This is a genomic window from Bradyrhizobium sp. 14AA (genome assembly GCF_054185205.1).
Map to the genome: position 1 here is coordinate 1 of NZ_JAVAYM010000176.1, position 445 is coordinate 445.

The 445-nt window shown below is 68.8% G+C and carries 1 protein-coding gene; it reads left to right on the forward strand.

Features of this window, described 5'->3' with window-relative positions; translation table 11 throughout:
- Positions 1 to 445, forward strand: a 445-nt coding sequence (locus RAD15_RS43885; RefSeq protein WP_458184874.1) for an ABC transporter ATP-binding protein, incomplete at both ends; no start/stop codon positions are given.

Consider the following 445-nt stretch of genomic DNA (forward strand, 5'->3'; position numbering starts at 1 on the left):
GCCGAAATCCGCTCGCGGGTCGACGCGATGCTGGAGACGACGCAGCTCGCAGGGCTAGCCGACCGCAAGCCGGACCAATTGTCGGGCGGCCAGAAGCAGCGTGTGGCGCTAGCGCGCGCGCTGGTGAAGCGGCCGCGCCTGCTCCTGCTCGACGAGCCGCTCGGCGCGCTGGACAAGAAGCTGCGCGGCGCCATGCAGCTGGAACTGAAGCGCCTGCAGCATGAGGTTGGCATCACCTTCGTGGTCGTCACTCACGACCAGGAAGAAGCGCTGGTGATGGCCGACCGCGTGGCGGTGCTGCGCAACGGCCGGCTGCTGCAATGCGACACGCCGCACGCCATTTACGAGCGGCCGGCCGACCGGTTCGTCGCGGATTTCATCGGCGTCATGAATTTCCTGCCCGGCCGCGCCAATGGCGACGGGCTCGATCTGGCGAGCGGCGCCA